The 15,175-nt window shown below is 60.5% G+C and carries 16 protein-coding genes; 15 read left to right on the top strand and 1 reads right to left on the bottom strand.

All coding sequences use genetic code 11. The annotated features are described in order from the left end of the window. Positions 1 to 3 precede the first annotated feature (3 nt). From fliQ to U367_RS0113080, 5 genes are all read left to right on the top strand, one after another. Entirely contained in the window at positions 4 to 273 is a 270-nt protein-coding gene (gene fliQ, locus U367_RS0113100; protein ID WP_010208761.1) for a flagellar biosynthesis protein FliQ, read from the top strand. A gap of 4 nt (positions 274 to 277) precedes the next feature. Beyond that, entirely contained in the window at positions 278 to 1,063 is a 786-nt protein-coding gene (gene fliR, locus U367_RS0113095) for a flagellar biosynthetic protein FliR (protein ID WP_028617319.1), read from the top strand. Between the two features lie 3 nt (positions 1,064 to 1,066). After that, positions 1,067 to 2,203 (top strand): flagellar biosynthesis protein FlhB, encoded by a 1,137-nt coding sequence (gene flhB, locus U367_RS0113090; protein ID WP_028617318.1) that lies wholly within the window; start codon positions 1,067 to 1,069, stop codon positions 2,201 to 2,203. Positions 2,204 to 2,331: 128 nt separating this feature from the next. Beyond that, complete coding sequence (locus U367_RS0113085) at positions 2,332 to 2,541, top strand: S1 domain-containing protein (protein ID WP_016976562.1); 210 nt, start codon at positions 2,332 to 2,334, stop codon at positions 2,539 to 2,541. A gap of 15 nt (positions 2,542 to 2,556) precedes the next feature. Beyond that, complete coding sequence (locus U367_RS0113080) at positions 2,557 to 2,757, top strand: cold-shock protein (RefSeq protein ID WP_028617317.1); 201 nt, start codon at positions 2,557 to 2,559, stop codon at positions 2,755 to 2,757. Positions 2,758 to 2,801: 44 nt separating this feature from the next. Here the strand turns inward: U367_RS0113080 and U367_RS0113075 are convergent, their stop codons facing one another. Next, the gene (locus U367_RS0113075; protein ID WP_032864218.1) at positions 2,802 to 3,044 is read right to left on the bottom strand and encodes a DUF6124 family protein; all 243 of its coding nucleotides are present in this window, start codon (positions 3,042 to 3,044) and stop codon (positions 2,802 to 2,804) included. Positions 3,045 to 3,525: 481 nt separating this feature from the next. Here U367_RS0113075 and flhA point away from each other — a divergent pair, with 481 nt between their 5' ends. The 10 genes from flhA (at position 3,526) to motD (ending at position 15,160) form a co-directional block, all read left to right on the top strand. Beyond that, positions 3,526 to 5,640, top strand: a complete 2,115-nt coding sequence (flhA, locus tag U367_RS0113070) for a flagellar biosynthesis protein FlhA (RefSeq protein ID WP_218168778.1) — start codon at positions 3,526 to 3,528, stop codon at positions 5,638 to 5,640. Between the two features lie 12 nt (positions 5,641 to 5,652). Further along, complete coding sequence (gene flhF / locus U367_RS0113065) at positions 5,653 to 6,969, top strand: flagellar biosynthesis protein FlhF (RefSeq protein WP_028617315.1); 1,317 nt, start codon at positions 5,653 to 5,655, stop codon at positions 6,967 to 6,969. Positions 6,970 to 7,074: 105 nt separating this feature from the next. Then, entirely contained in the window at positions 7,075 to 7,908 is an 834-nt protein-coding gene (gene fleN / locus U367_RS0113060; RefSeq protein ID WP_003192912.1) for a flagellar synthesis regulator FleN, read from the top strand. Next, on the top strand, positions 7,905 to 8,645 hold the full coding sequence (gene fliA / locus U367_RS0113055) for an RNA polymerase sigma factor FliA (RefSeq protein WP_016976604.1): 741 nt from the start codon (positions 7,905 to 7,907) through the stop codon (positions 8,643 to 8,645). Before fleN ends, fliA begins: the two co-directional genes overlap by 4 nt. Positions 8,646 to 8,813: 168 nt before the next feature. Continuing rightward, positions 8,814 to 9,188 (top strand): chemotaxis response regulator CheY, encoded by a 375-nt coding sequence (locus tag U367_RS0113050; RefSeq protein ID WP_015885173.1) that lies wholly within the window; start codon positions 8,814 to 8,816, stop codon positions 9,186 to 9,188. Between the two features lie 18 nt (positions 9,189 to 9,206). Then, positions 9,207 to 9,995, top strand: coding sequence for a protein phosphatase CheZ (locus U367_RS0113045; protein WP_028617314.1), 789 nt, complete (start codon positions 9,207 to 9,209; stop codon positions 9,993 to 9,995). An 11-nt stretch (positions 9,996 to 10,006) separates the two neighbouring features. Continuing rightward, complete coding sequence (locus U367_RS0113040) at positions 10,007 to 12,211, top strand: chemotaxis protein CheA (RefSeq protein ID WP_028617313.1); 2,205 nt, start codon at positions 10,007 to 10,009, stop codon at positions 12,209 to 12,211. Between the two features lie 48 nt (positions 12,212 to 12,259). After that, positions 12,260 to 13,390 carry a protein-glutamate methylesterase/protein-glutamine glutaminase gene (locus U367_RS0113035; protein ID WP_028617312.1) on the top strand — a complete coding sequence of 377 codons (1,131 nt, stop codon included), beginning with the start codon at positions 12,260 to 12,262 and terminating at the stop codon, positions 13,388 to 13,390. Further along, positions 13,390 to 14,130: a flagellar motor protein gene (locus tag U367_RS0113030; RefSeq protein ID WP_016976609.1), complete on the top strand. Its 741-nt coding sequence runs from the start codon at positions 13,390 to 13,392 to the stop codon at positions 14,128 to 14,130. The genes U367_RS0113035 and U367_RS0113030 overlap by 1 nt, the downstream gene beginning before the upstream one ends. 142 nt (positions 14,131 to 14,272) lie before the next feature. Beyond that, positions 14,273 to 15,160 carry a flagellar motor protein MotD gene (gene motD / locus U367_RS0113025; RefSeq protein ID WP_028617311.1) on the top strand — a complete coding sequence of 296 codons (888 nt, stop codon included), beginning with the start codon at positions 14,273 to 14,275 and terminating at the stop codon, positions 15,158 to 15,160. Positions 15,161 to 15,175 lie beyond the last annotated feature (15 nt).

Below are 15,175 nucleotides of genomic sequence, written 5' to 3'. Positions count from 1 at the left end.
GCAATGACGCCAGAAGTAGCTGTCGACCTGTTCCGTGAAGCGCTGTGGCTGACCACCGTGATGGTCGCCGTGCTGGTCGTGCCGAGCCTGTTGGTGGGCCTGCTGGTGGCGATGTTCCAGGCCGCGACCCAGATCAACGAACAAACCTTGAGCTTTTTGCCGCGCTTGCTGGTGATGCTGGTCACCCTGATCGTGGCCGGCCCTTGGCTGGTGCAGACCTTCATGGAATACATCCTGCAGTTGTACGGCAGTATTCCGCAGTTGATCGGCTGACCGGATGCAGTCGTTGCTGGCATTGACCGATACCCAGATCAGCACGTGGGTGGCGTCCTTCATCCTGCCGATGTTCCGCGTGACGGCGATGTTGATGGCCATGCCGGTGTTCGGCACCACCCTCGTACCACGTCGCGTGCGCCTGTACTTTGCGGTGGCGATTACCGTGGTGATCGTGCCAGGGTTGCCGCCGATGCCACCGGTCAATGCCATCGATCTCAGCGCGTTGCTGCTGATTGCCGAACAGATCCTGATCGGCGCGCTGATGGGCTTTTCCCTCACGCTGTTTTTCCAGGCCTTTGTGGTGGCCGGGCAAATCATCTCGATCCAGATGGGCATGGGCTTCGCCTCCATGGTCGACCCCACCAACGGCGTATCGGCGGCGGTGATCGGGCAGTTTCTGACCATGCTGGTGACCTTGCTGTTCCTGGCGATGAACGGCCACCTGGTAGCCTTTGAAGTGATGACCGAAAGCTTCACCACCTTGCCGGTGGGCTCGGGGCTGGTGGTCAATCATTTCTGGGAAATCGTCGGGCGCCTGGGTTGGGTGTTCGGCGCGTCGCTGTTGCTGGTGTTGCCGGCCATTACCGCGTTGCTGGTGGTCAACATCGCGTTCGGTGTGATGACCCGTGCGGCGCCACAGCTGAACATCTTCTCGATTGGTTTCCCGTTGACCCTGGTATTGGGCATGGGGATTTTCTGGGTCGGCCTGGCCGACATTCTCAATCAGTATCAACCGCTGGCGACCGACGCCTTGCAGTTCTTACGTGATCTGGCACGGGCGCGCTGAGCCATGGCCGAGAGCGAGAGTGGTCAGGACAAAACAGAAGACCCCACGGAGAAACGCAAAAAGGACTCCAGGGAAAAGGGCGAGATTGCGCGCTCCAAAGAGCTGAACACCGTTGCAACCATGATGGCCGGCGCCGGCGCCTTGCTGATCTACGGCGGCGGCCTGGCGCTGGACTTGATGGAGTTGATGAAGCACAACTTCACCTTGCCCCGCGACGTGCTGCTCAACCCTGACGCCATGGGCCAGTACCTGCTGCACTCGGGCAAGATCGCGATCCTGGCGGTGCAGCCGATCCTGATCACTTTACTGCTGGCTGCGCTGATCGGCCCGGTCGCCCTGGGTGGCTGGTTGTTTGCCGCCGGCAGCATGGCCCCGAAATTCAGCCGCATGAACCCGGCTGCCGGGCTCAAGCGCATGTTTTCCGCCAAGGCCTTGGTGGAGTTGCTCAAGGCGTTGGCCAAATTCATCCTGATCCTGTTTGTGGCGCTGATGGTGTTGTCGTCCGACATTGACGACCTGCTGCGCATCGCCCATGAACCGCTGGAGTCGGCGATCATCCACAGCGTGCAGGTGGTGGGCTGGAGCGCGCTGTGGATGGCCGCCGGGCTGATCATCATCGCTGCCGTGGATGCCCCGATCCAGTTGTGGGAGAGCCACAAGAAACTGCTGATGACCAAGCAGGAAGTGCGCGACGAGCACAAGGACCAGGAAGGCCGACCCGAGGTCAAACAGCGTATTCGCCAGCTGCAACGGGAAATGTCCCAGCGCAAGATGATGGGCGCAGTACCCGACGCCGACGTGGTCATCACCAACCCGACCCACTACGCCGTGGCGCTCAAATACGACCCGGAGAAAGGCGGCGCGCCGATGCTGTTGGCCAAGGGGAGTGACTTTACGGCGCTGAAGATCCGCGAAATCGCCGTGGCCAATGACATCCTGCTGCTGGAATCGCCGGAACTGGCGCGGTCGATCTTCTATTCCACCGACCTGGACCAGGAAATCCCCGCCGGGCTCTACCTGGCCGTGGCTCAGGTGTTGGCGTATGTCTATCAGATTCGCCAGTACCGCGCGGGCAAGGGCAAGCGTCCGGATCCACTCAAGGATCTGCCGATTCCACCGGATTTGCGCCGCGATTCCTGATTTCTCACTCCCTACCACTCGTCGTGAATGCCTGTATACCTGTCAACTTTGACAGTAGCCAGAGGGGCGTTCTCGCGGTTCCATTGCTTAAAGCACTGCGCGAAAGCTGTAGATGAGATGCAGGGAGAGTGGTTTTGAAGGCGGTCAGAGGCGCTGTCAAATATTACGACCAGAAATCCGGGATGGGCTTGATTGCCCTGGAAAACGGTGAAGACGACGTGCGCGTGAATTTCATCGGTTCGCGAGGTATTCGGCTTGCCGTGGGCCTGCGGGTTGAGGTCAAGAGAGTCCATGGGCGCGATGCGGTCTATGCATCCGACGTTCGCGTTATCCCGTAAGTCAGGAGAACGGCAATGGCAACAGGTACGGTGAAATGGTTTAACGCGGAGAAGGGGTTTGGGTTTATCACTCAAGACGGTGGGGGCGATATATTTGTCCACTTCTCGGCCATCACGGGCGACGGTTTCAGGACGCTTGAAGAGAACCAAAAAGTAGAGTTCGAGGTAACGCAGGGGGCCAAAGGCGCTCAGGCCGAGAACGTCCGCGTCCTATGAGCTTGATGATCGTTCCCGCAGGGTAGTGCAGGAACGATCCGCCCTCAGGCCATCAAGTGCTCGCTGTCCGCCAACACTCTGTCAGCCAGCAGCTTTGCCAGCCCAATCAACTGTGCAACACCCAGCGCGCCTTCGCGTTTTGGCCCTTCCAATTCAAACGCAAAATCACTCATCAGCGCGTCGGCCGAGGCGAGGGTTTCGGTGAGGTTGACCAGCAGGTCTTCGGTTTTGAGAGTGTCTACGACGGTAAACAGACTGATGGGGGGATTTGGGGTGGGTTTAATCATTGTGAGGTTCCTAAAAAGTGGAGCCGCCACTGATCGCCGCGACGCGATGGAGGGTGGCAACTGTACGCAGGTTCGCGGACCGGTCTAGGAACAACCCGGCATACCCGAAGGTATCCCGCGCACAGCCGCCATAGCGCCGCACAGTAGACGATAAAAAACCGCTTACTGAAAGGGAGATGGTGCTTTTGTTCCGTAGTAAACCGGGCCGCGACGCCCGACCACTGCGTTTGCAGCGGTGTACGGAGACTAGAGAGCGGCTTTCCTAGGGGCAACCCCAAAACCTTGTCGGAAATTTCCTCGGTAGCGGCCGGTGAACACAAATCCAAAATGTGGGAGCGGGCTTGCTTGGTCGCTTGGGAGGTCATCGAAGGGCCAAAGCAAAAGTTGGAAGGCTTCTTGCAATACCGCCTGCAAGACGCCCAATTGCGTCAAAACTTTGCTTCAAAGGACACGAGGAATACCGGTGGTGGATCGCTCTCAAATGCTCGGCAACGCCCGCAGCACCCTGACTGACCTCTCGCGAGGCAATCTGGGTGTGCCGTTGTTGTTGCTGGTGATGCTGGCAATGATGATGTTGCCGATGCCGCCGTTCCTGCTCGACGTGTTCTTTACCTTTAACATTGCGCTGTCCGTCGTCGTCCTGCTGGTGTGCGTCTACGCCCTACGGCCGTTGGATTTTGCGGTATTCCCGACCATTCTGCTGGTGGCGACCCTGCTGCGCCTGGCGCTGAACGTGGCGTCGACCCGTGTGGTCATGCTGCACGGCCAGGACGGCCATGCCGCTGCCGGTAAGGTGATCCAGGCCTTCGGTGAGGTGGTGATCGGCGGTAACTACGTGGTCGGTATCGTGGTGTTCGCGATCCTGATGATCATCAACTTCGTGGTGGTCACCAAAGGCGCCGGGCGCATCTCCGAAGTGAGCGCGCGTTTTACCCTCGACGCGATGCCCGGCAAACAGATGGCCATCGACGCCGACCTCAACGCCGGCCTGATCGACCAGAACCAAGCCAAATCCCGTCGCCTGGAAGTCGCCCAGGAGGCTGAGTTCTACGGTTCCATGGACGGTGCCAGCAAATTTGTGCGCGGTGACGCCATCGCCGGTCTGCTCATTCTGTTCATCAACCTCATCGGCGGCATGGCCGTGGGTATCTTCCAGCACGGCATGACCTTCGGCGATGCGGGCAAGGTGTACGCGTTGCTGACCATTGGTGACGGTTTAGTGGCGCAATTGCCATCACTGTTGTTATCAACAGCGGCGGCCATCATGGTGACCCGTGCTTCGGGCTCCGAAGACATGGGCAAGCAGATCAGCCGGCAGATGTTCGCTTCGCCCAAGGCCCTGGCCGTGGCGGCGGGCATCATGGCGATCATGGGTATCGTGCCGGGCATGCCGCACGTGTCATTCCTGAGCATGGCGGCCCTGGCTGGCGGCGCCGCGTACCTGTTCTGGAAAAAGCAGAACCAGGTCAAAGTCATCGCCCAGCAAGAGATCGCCCGCCAGCAGGAACTGCTGCCATCCCCGGCCCGCGCCCAGGAAACCAAGGAGCTTGGCTGGGATGACGTAACCCCGATCGACATGATCGGCCTGGAAGTCGGCTACCGCTTGATCCCGCTGGTGGACCGCAACCAGGGTGGCCAATTGCTCGCGCGGATCAAGGGCGTGCGCAAGAAACTGTCGCAGGACCTGGGCTTTTTGATGCCCACCGTGCACATCCGCGACAACCTCGACCTGGCCCCGAGTGCCTATCGCCTGACCCTGATGGGCGTGATCCTGGCCGAAGCCGAGATCTACCCGGACCGCGAACTGGCGATCAACCCCGGGCAGGTGTTCGGCAGCCTCAACGGCATTACCGCCAAAGATCCGGCTTTTGGCCTGGACGCGGTCTGGATCGAAATCAGCCAGCGCAGCCAGGCGCAATCCCTCGGTTACACCGTGGTGGACGCCAGCACTGTGGTCGCGACTCACCTCAACCAGATCCTGTACAAACACTCCCACGAGCTGATCGGCCACGAGGAAGTCCAGCAATTGATGGGTTTGCTGGGCAAAGCATCGCCAAAACTCGCCGAAGAGCTGGTACCGGGCATTCTGTCGCTGTCGCAGTTGCTCAAGGTGTTGCAGGCGCTGTTGGCCGAACAGGTGCCAGTACGCGATATCCGCAGCATTGCCGAGGCCATCGCCAACAATGCCGCCAAGAGTCAAGATACTGCCGCCCTGGTGGCTGCGGTGCGCGTCGGATTGTCGCGTGCAATCGTCCAAAGCATTGTAGGGCTTGACTCCGAGCTGCCTGTGATCACCTTGGAACCAAGGTTGGAACAAATATTGCTCAATAGTATTCAGAAGGCAGGACAAGGCCAGGAAGAGGGCGTTCTGCTGGAGCCAAGCATGGCTGAGAAACTGCAGCGTTCGTTGATCGACGCCGCACAACGCCAGGAAATGCAGGGCCAGCCGGTGATTCTGCTGGTGGCAGGCCCCGTCCGGGCGATGTTGTCGCGGTTTGGGCGTTTGGCAGTACCGAATTTGCACGTTTTGGCTTATCAGGAAATTCCTGACAACAAGCAAGTGACTATCGTCGCGACAGTAGGGCCCAACGGCTGAGGGTAGTGGGTTATGCAAGTGAAGCGTTTTTTCGCCGCCGATATGCGTCAGGCCATGAAACTGGTGCGTGATGAGCTGGGCGCCGACGCCGCGATTATCGGAAACCGTCGTATTGCCGGCGGTGTCGAGCTGACGGCTGCCCTGGATTACACCCCCTCGGCGCTGGCGCCGCGTGTACCGAACATGGAACTCGAAGACGAGCTGCGCAAAACCGCCTCGCGCATCGTTTCGGCCCAGGCTGAACTGAGCATGCGCGGCGACAGCGATGCCACCACCAATCGCCAGTTGTTCGCCGGCTTGCCACTGACCGCTGCCGAGCCGCTGGTCGAGCCCACCTTCAAAGAACCGCCGCGTCCTGCTGCGCCTGCTCCGGCGCCTGCGGTTGACCAGCGCGTGTTTGATTCGATGCGCTTTGAACTCAACGGCCTGCGCGAACTGCTGGAAGTGCAGTTGGGCTCGCTGGCGTGGAACCAGCTGCAAGGCAGCAAGCCGCAACAAGCCAACCTGTGGCGTCGCCTGCAACGCATCGGCCTGTCCGGCCCGTTGTCCCGCGACCTGCTGGCGCTGACCACCGAAATCGAAGAGCCTCGCCAGGCCTGGCGCATGTTGCTGGCCCACCTGGCGCGGATGATCGTTACCCCGGAAATCGAACCCCTGGAAGAAGGCGGTGTGATCGCCATGGTCGGCCCCGCCGGCATGGGCAAGACCACCACCCTGGCCAAGCTGGCTGCCCGCTACGTCCTCAAATACGGCGCGCAGAATATCGCGCTGGTGAGCATGGACAGCTACCGTATTGGTGCCCAGGAGCAGCTCAAGACCCTGGGCCGGATCCTCAATGTGTCGGTGACCCATGTCGACCCGGGCCAGTCCCTGGCCAACGCCCTGGACCCTTTGCTGCGCAAACGCGTGGTATTGATCGATACTGCCGGCCTGCAAGCCAGCGACCCGGCATTGCGCATGCAGTTGGAAAGCCTGGCGGGGCGTGGCATCAAGTCGAAAAATTACCTGGTGCTTGCAACCACCAGCCAGAAACAGGTTCTTACCGCTGCGTATCATAGTTACAAGCGTTGTGGCCTGGCCGGTTGCATTCTCACCAAGCTCGATGAAACCGCGAGCCTGGGCGAGGTGCTGAGCCTGGCCATCAGTCATGAATTGCCGGTCGCCTACCTGACCGACGGGCCGCGGATCCCGGATGATCTGCATCTGCCGCGCCGTCATCAGTTGGTCAGCCGTGCAGTCAGCGTGCAAATGCAAGAAGAGCCTAGCGAGGAAGCGATGGCCGATATGTTCGCCGACCTCTACCACAGCCCGGCAAAACGGGTCGGTTGAGGCAGGATGAACACCGTGAAATGTATCTACATCGATGGTCTGCAAGCGATTCACGCGGCCAAGCCATGTAGCCTGCGTCTAAGCAAGACAAGGTAAAGAAATAAAATGGGCAGCATGCATCCCGTACAGGTGATCGCGGTGACCGGCGGCAAAGGTGGCGTCGGGAAAACTAACGTGTCAGTGAATTTGTCCCTGGCCCTGGCAGAGCTTGGCCGTCGTGTCATGCTGCTGGATGCTGACCTGGGCTTGGCGAACGTGGACGTTCTGCTGGGGCTGACACCCAAACACACCCTTGCCGATGTGATCGAGGGCCGCTGTGAGCTGCGCGATGTGCTGCTGCAGGGCCCCGGTGGCATCCGCATCGTGCCAGCCGCCTCCGGCACCCAGAGCATGGTGCACCTGAGCCCGGCGCAGCATGCCGGCCTGATCCAGGCCTTCAGTGATATCGGCGACAACCTCGACGTGCTGGTGATCGACACCGCCGCCGGGATCGGCGAGTCCGTGGTCAGCTTCGTGCGCGCCGCGCAGGAAGTGTTGCTGGTGGTTTGCGATGAGCCCACCTCGATCACCGACGCCTATGCCCTGATCAAACTGCTTAACCGTGACTACGGCATGAACCGCTTCCGCGTCCTGGCCAACATGGCCCAGAGCCCGCAGGAAGGGCGCAACCTGTTCGCCAAGTTGACCAAGGTCACGGATCGCTTCCTCGATGTCGCTTTACAATACGTCGGCGCAGTTCCCTACGACGAGTGTGTGCGCAAGGCTGTGCAAAAGCAGCGTGCAGTCTACGAAGCGTTCCCTCGTTCCAAATGCGCATTGGCGTTCAAGGCTATTGCCCAGAAGGTCGATACCTGGCCGTTGCCTGCCAACCCTCGGGGGCATCTGGAGTTTTTCGTCGAGCGATTGGTGCATCAGACGAGCGCAGGACCCGTGCTATGACAGCGACTGGCTACAACGCGTACAAGAAGTCTGCCCGTGACAGTCAGGGCGAGTTGATCGAGCGCTACGCGCCCCTGGTCAAGCGCATTGCCTATCACTTGCTGGCACGCCTGCCCGCCAGCGTCCAGGTCGAAGACCTGATCCAGGCGGGCATGATCGGCCTGCTCGAAGTGTCGACCAAATACGACGCGAGCAAGGGGGCGAGTTTCGAGACGTACGCGGGTATCCGTATCCGTGGCGCGATGCTCGATGAAGTACGTAAAGGTGACTGGGCGCCGCGTTCGGTGCATCGCAATACGCGCATGGTCAGTGATGCAATTCGCGCAATTGAAGCAAAAACCGGTCGCGACGCTAAAGATCACGAAGTTGCGGCCGAACTCCAATTGAGTCTCGACGATTACTACGGGATTTTGAACGATACCTTGGGCAGCCGCCTGTTCAGTTTCGACGACCTGTTGCAGGACGGCGAACATGAAGGGCTGCACGAGGACGGCGCGAGCGCTCATATGGAGCCATCGCGTGACCTGGAAGATGAGCGTTTCCAGGGGGCGTTGGCGGACGCGATTGCCAATTTGCCGGAGCGTGAGCGACTGGTGTTGGCGCTGTACTACGACGAAGAGCTGAACCTCAAGGAAATCGGTGAGGTCCTGGGGGTCAGCGAGTCGCGGGTCAGCCAGTTGCACAGCCAGTGCGCAGCCCGCTTGCGGGGGCGTTTGGGAGAGTGGCGAGCGCGCTGACAGGCAGTGTGGGGACACTGCAGACGATACCGCGAGGGCAAGCAGCCTTCGCGGGTTCGACCCGTGGTGCCCTCGGCAGTCCTTTTTGTGTAATGCCTGTTGATTGAAATGGCGCGTCCAGGTGCTGGGCGCGTTTAAGACTGCTTGGAGGTCGAATTGGACAAGAACATGAAAATCCTCATCGTTGATGACTTCTCAACGATGCGGCGGATCATAAAAAACCTGTTGCGTGACCTTGGGTTCACTAACACGGTCGAGGCGGATGACGGCATTACGGCGATTCCGATCCTCAACAGCGGGAGCATCGACTTTCTGGTAACGGACTGGAACATGCCGGGCATGACCGGTATCGACTTGCTGCGCCACGTGCGCGCTGACGAAAAGCTGCGCAGCCTGCCTGTGCTGATGGTGACCGCCGAAGCCAAGCGTGAGCAGATCATCGAAGCCGCCCAAGCCGGGGTCAACGGTTATGTGGTCAAGCCATTCACTGCATTGGCCTTGAAAGAGAAGATCGAAAAAATCTTCGAACGCATCCACGGCTAATGCCATCGCGGGGGAGCTATGGAGCATAAAGAAACGTCACAGGGAGACTTCGAGTCGACCCTGAAAAAGCATGCTCACCAGTTGGTCGACAGCCTTGAAAAAGGCCAATTCGGCGACGCGGTGCAGTTGATCCATGAGCTCAACCAGACCCGTGACCGCGGCCTGTACCAGGAAGTGGGCAAGCTCACACGCGAGCTGCACAGTGCGATCGTCAATTTCCAGATTGACCCGCATATGCCCCAGGCCGAGGAAATCTCGCAGATCACCGATGCCACCGAACGCCTGTCCTACGTGGTCAGGCTGACTGAGGCGGCGGCCAACCGCACCATGGACCTGGTGGAAAACGCCACGCCCCTGGTCAACGGCATGGCCAATGAAGCCCAGGCCCTGAGCAACGATTGGGGTCGTTTCATGCGCCGCGAAGTGGGCGCAGAAGAGTTTCGTGAATTGGCGCGTCGGGTCGAAGGGTTCTTGTCACGCAGCGAGCAGGAAAACCGCACGGTTTCCAGCAACCTCAACGACATTCTGCTCGCCCAGGATTACCAGGACCTCACCGGTCAGGTGATCAAGCGTGTGACCCAGTTGGTCACCGAAGTGGAAAGCAACTTGCTCAAATTGGTGCTTATGGCAGGCCAGGTTGACCGTTTTGCCGGTATTGAACATGACCGCGAAGCGATCCTCTCGGAAAAAGATCCAAAAAAACATCTCGCCAAGGGTGAAGGTCCGCAGATTCATGCCGATAAACGTGAAGACGTTGTATCGGGTCAAGATGATGTCGATGACCTGTTATCCAGTTTAGGCTTCTAAGGAGCACCCACATGAGCTTCGGCGCCGATGAAGAAATCCTTCAGGATTTCCTTGTAGAGGCCGGCGAAATTTTAGAGCAGTTGTCCGAGCAACTGGTCGAGCTGGAAAGCCGACCGGATGATGCGAACCTGCTCAATGCAATTTTTCGCGGTTTTCACACTGTAAAAGGGGGCGCCGGCTTCCTCCAGCTCCATGAGCTGGTGGAGTGCTGCCACATCGCCGAGAACGTGTTCGACATCCTGCGCAAGGGTGAGCGTCACGTTGATTCGGAATTGATGGACGTGATTCTCGAAGCACTGGATGCGGTCAACGGCATGTTCAGCGAGGTGCGCGACCGTGCACCGATCACCGCTGCCACCCCGGAACTGCTGGCCGCCCTGGCGCGCCTGGCGGAACCGGCCGACACCTCGGCTGCGCCTGTGGTTGAGGCGGCTCCCGAGCCTGTGGCCGAAGCTGAGCCGGATGTGACCGACAGCGAGTTCGAACAGCTGCTCAACTCCCTCAGTGCCGTGAAGGCCGAGGCTGAGGCACCCAAGGCACCCGTCGCTGCGCCAACCAGTGAAGACATCACTGACGCTGAGTTCGAATCCCTGCTCGACCAGTTGCATGGCAAAGGCCAGTTTGCAGCGGACGCCGTGGCACCTGCCGCTGCGCCCGAGGCGCCTGCTGCGAATGCCAACACCGACATTACCGACGACGAATTCGAAGCGTTGCTCGACCAACTGCATGGCAAGGGCACCTTCGCGGCCGACGCCCTGCCGGAAGTCGCCGCCACGGCTGCGGCGCCTGCCGCAGCCAGTGCAGCCAGTGCAGCACCGGCCGGCGACGGCCTGATCTCCGATCACGAGTTTGAATCGCTGCTGGACGAGTTGCACGGCAAGGGCAAGTTCAGCGAAGTGGCCCCGGCCGCTGCTGCTGTTGCCACGGCTGCACCGGTTGCTGCCAAGGCCGCCGCGCCGGTTCCGGCCGCCAAGCCTGCGCCTGTAGCGGCTCCTGCTCCGGCGCGTGCCGCCGCAGCACCGGTTGCCGAGAAGCCTGCCAGTGAAGCCGAAACCACCGTGCGGGTTGATACCGCGCGCCTGGACGACATCATGAACATGGTCGGCGAACTGGTGCTGGTACGTAACCGTCTGGTGCGCCTGGGCTTGAGCAGCGGCGATGAAGCCATGCAAAAAGCCGTGTCGAACCTCGACGTGGTCACCGCCGACCTGCAAACCGCGGTGATGAAAACCCGGATGCAGCCGATCAAGAAAGTCTTCGGCCGCTTCCCACGCCTGGTTCGCGACTTGGCGCGTCAGCTCAAGAAAGAGATCAACCTGGAACTGGTGGGGGAAGAAACCGACCTCGACAAGAACCTCGTCGAGGCCCTGGCCGACCCGCTGGTCCACTTGGTGCGCAACGCCGTCGACCACGGCGTGGAAACCCCTGAAGAACGCGAAGCCTCGGGCAAATCCCGCAACGGCAAAGTGATCCTGGCGGCGGAGCAAGAAGGCGACCACATCCTGCTGTCGATCACTGATGACGGCAAGGGCATGGACCCGGCCATATTGCGCAATATCGCGGTCAAACGCGGCGTGATGGACAAGGACGCCGCCGACCGCCTGACCGACACCGAGTGCTACAACCTGATCTTTGCCCCGGGGTTCTCGACCAAGACCGAGATTTCCGACGTCTCCGGCCGTGGCGTCGGCATGGACGTGGTGAAGACCAAGATCAGCCAGCTCAATGGCTCGATCAACATCTACTCGACCAAGGGCCAGGGCTCGAAGATCGTGATCAAGGTGCCTTTGACCTTGGCGATCATGCCGACCCTGATGGTGATGCTGGGCAACCAGGCGTTCGCCTTCCCGCTGGTCAACGTCAACGAGATCTTCCACCTCGACCTGTCGCGTACCAACGTGGTGGACGGCCAGGAAGTGGTGATCGTGCGCGACAAGGCGTTGCCCCTGTTCTACCTCAAGCGCTGGCTGGTGGCATCGGCCAAGCATGAAGAGCAGCGCGAAGGCCATGTGGTGATTCTCTCCGTGGGCACCCAGCGCATCGGTTTTGTGGTCGATCAACTGGTGGGCCAGGAAGAAGTGGTCATCAAGCCTTTGGGCAAAATGCTGCAGGGAACCCCGGGCATGTCGGGTGCGACCATCACCGGTGACGGTCGGATCGCGCTGATTCTCGATGTTCCGAGCATGCTCAAGCGTTACGCCGCTCGGCGTATTTGATTCTGGTGGGGCAGGGCGGTAGTGCCCGCCCCGCCTAACGGAGTGTTTATGGCAGTCAAGGTCCTGGTGGTGGACGATTCGGGTTTCTTCCGCCGCCGCGTCTCGGAAATTCTTTCCGCCGATCCAACGATCCAGGTGGTCGGCACGGCCACCAACGGCAAAGAGGCGATTGATCAAGCCATTGCGTTGAAACCGGACGTGATCACCATGGACTACGAGATGCCGATGATGGATGGCATCACCGCGGTCCGGCACATCATGCAACGCTGCCCGACCCCGGTGTTGATGTTCTCCTCGCTGACTCACGAAGGCGCCCGGGTCACCCTGGATGCGCTGGACGCCGGCGCGGTGGACTTCCTGCCGAAGAATTTCGAAGACATCTCGCGCAACCCCGAGAAGGTCAAGCAGATGCTGTGCGAGAAGGTGCACAGTATTTCCCGCAGTAACCGTCGCAGCCTGTTCAGCGCGCCAGCGCCGACGCCTGCACCGGTTGCAGCACCGGCTGCACCGACGTCATCGTTTGCTCGTCCAGCGCCTGCGCCGGTTGCACGGCCTGCCGTGGCGCCGGTTCGCGCTGCTGCGCCTGCGACTGCCCATTCGCCTGCGCCGAAGCGCAAGGCCTACAAACTTGTGGCTATCGGCACGTCCACGGGTGGCCCGGTGGCCCTGCAACGCGTGTTGACCCAACTGCCGGCCAACTTCCCGGCGCCGATCGTGTTGATCCAGCACATGCCTGCTGCCTTCACCAAGGCCTTCGCCGAGCGCCTGGACAAGCTGTGCCGCATCAGCGTCAAGGAAGCCGAGGATGGCGACATCCTGCGTCCTGGCCTGGCGTTGCTGGCGCCGGGTGGCAAGCAAATGATGGTGGACGGCCGTGGCGCGATCAAAATCCTGCCGGGCGACGAGCGCCTGAACTACAAACCATGCGTGGACATCACCTTTGGTTCGGCAGCCAAGTCCTACGGCGACAAAGTTCTGGCGGTGGTGCTCACCGGCATGGGCGCCGACGGCCGTGAGGGCGCGCGCCTGCTCAAGCAGGGCGGCAGCGCCATCTGGGCCCAGGACGAGGCCAGCTGCGTGATCTACGGCATGCCCATGGCCATCGTCAAGGCCGACTTGGCTGACGCCGTCTACAGTCTGGACGACATCGGCAAGCATCTGGTGGAGGCTTGCCTCTGATGGATGTTTTGAGCCTGATCGGTATCATCATGGCGTTTGTCGCGATCATCGGCGGCAACTACCTCGAAGGCGGTCACCTCGGCGCCCTGGCCAACGGCCCGGCCGCCCTGATCGTGATCGGCGGCACCGTGGGCGCGGCATTGCTGCAGTCGCCCATGAGCTCCTTCAAACGCGCCATGCAGATCCTTATCTGGATCATTTTTCCGCCACGTGTCGACTTGCCTGGCGGCATCGACCGCGTGGTCAACTGGAGCCTCACCGCCCGCAAGGAAGGCCTGCTGGGCCTGGAAGGCGTGGCCGATGCCGAGCCCGACAGCTACGCGCGCAAAGGCCTTCAATTGCTGGTAGATGGCGCCGAACCGGAAGCGATTCGCAGCATTTTGGAAGTGGATTTCTACACCCAGGAAAGCCGCGACATCAACGCCGCCAAAGTCTACGAAAGCATGGGCGGCTACGCGCCGACCATCGGCATCATCGGCGCGGTGATGGGCCTGATCCATGTGATGGGCAACTTGGCCGACCCTTCACAACTGGGCAGCGGCATTGCCGTGGCGTTTGTTGCCACCATCTACGGTGTGGCCAGTGCCAACCTGGTGTTGTTGCCGGTGGCCAGCAAGCTCAAGTCGATTGCCCTGCGCCAGTCGCGTTACCGCGAGATGTTGCTCGAAGGTATTTTGTCGATTGCCGAGGGTGAGAACCCGCGCTCCATCGAATTGAAGCTCCAGGGCTTCATGGATTGATGAACATGCACCCTGTAGGAGCCGGCTTGCCGGCGAAAATCGCCAACGATAACGCGGGTTGCCTGATGCCCCGCGGCGCTCTCGGGTTTTTCGCCGGCAAGCCGGCACCTACAGGTGATTTGTGTTGCTGGGGGTATTGCCTGTGAGCCGTCGCCGTCGCGAGCCCGAAGAACACGTCAACCACGAACGGTGGCTGGTGTCCTACGCGGACTTCATCACTTTGCTGTTCGCGTTTTTCGTGGTGATGTACTCGATCTCGTCGATTAACGAAGGCAAGTACAAAGTTATTTCCCAGGCGCTGATTGGCGTGTTCAACGACGCCGACCGCGCCCTCAAGCCGATCCCGATCGGTGAAGAGCGGCCCAAGACCGTGACCCCGGCCAAGCCGCTGGTCAACGACAGCGATGAAACCGCTGCCGGCGTGGGTGGCACCAGCGATCCACTGAAAAGCATCGCCGATGACATCAGCGCAGCGTTTGGCGACCTGATCAGCTCCAACCAGATGACCGTGCGCGGCAACGAGTTGTGGGTGGAAATCGAGCTTAATTCCAGCCTGTTGTTTGCCAGCGCCGACGCGTTGCCGAGCGACCAGGCGTTTACCATCATCGACAAGGTGGCGGCGATTCTCAAGCCGTTTGAAAATCCGATCCATGTCGAAGGCTTCACCGACAATTTCCCGATCAGCACCGCGCAGTACCCGACCAACTGGGAGCTGTCCTCGGCCCGTGCGTCAAGCATCGTGCGCATGCTGGCGATGCAGGGCGTGAACCCTGGGCGCCTGGCCTCGGTGGGTTATGGTGAGTTCCAGCCGGTGGCCAATAACGCTACGGTAGAGGGCCGCGCGAAGAACCGCCGGGTGGTGTTGGTAGTGTCGCGCAACCTGGATGTGCGCCGCAGCCTGACCGGCACCGGTACCGCCAATGCAACACCGGATGCCGCCTTGAAGCGGGCTGGCACACAAACTGCACCGCCCCCTGTAAAACCGCCGGTTCGTCAGAGCGCCGTCAATTCTCCGTCGCCGGCTCAATAACCTTATGCAATGTCT

Source organism: Pseudomonas canadensis, assembly GCF_000503215.1.
Classification (GTDB): domain Bacteria; phylum Pseudomonadota; class Gammaproteobacteria; order Pseudomonadales; family Pseudomonadaceae; genus Aquipseudomonas; species Aquipseudomonas canadensis.
The sequence above is the reverse complement of the archived record's forward strand: the minus strand, read 5'-3'. Positions and strand labels throughout refer to the sequence as shown.